We start from the raw sequence: 319 nt of genomic DNA on the forward strand, positions 1-319 counted from the left end.
ACCTTTTATGCCAAACGCCAGCAGTTACAAACCACGAAATCAACCAATATCGGTGGTTTTGTTAAAGCAGAAGTTATCGAAAAAACGACTCGCTACCAATTAACTCAAACACCCGTCGCCAACATGACATTATTTATTCATGACGCTGAACTCAGCATTCCACAGGGTACACCTGCCTCGTATCTGGCAGAGTTAATCGGAGCACTGTCATGAAACGAATGTTGAGCGCCCCGAATGTTTACCTGTATCGGGAGTTCGTGGATTTTAGAAAGTCTATCAATGGCCTGGCGGCGATTATCGAGTCCGAAACCGATTTGCC

1 protein-coding gene is annotated in these 319 nt (G+C 45.5%); it reads left to right on the plus strand.

Translation table 11 applies throughout. The features are described from left to right. Window positions 1-213, plus strand: a 213-nt coding sequence (locus tag AACW06_RS20250) for an IS66 family insertion sequence element accessory protein TnpB (RefSeq protein WP_192076399.1), incomplete at its 5' end; no start/stop codon positions are given. Between the last annotated feature and the right edge of the window lie 106 nt (window positions 214-319).

Source organism: Vibrio sp. S12_S33 (genome assembly GCF_963889785.1).
Taxonomy (GTDB): Bacteria; Pseudomonadota; Gammaproteobacteria; order Enterobacterales; family Vibrionaceae; genus Vibrio; species Vibrio aestuarianus.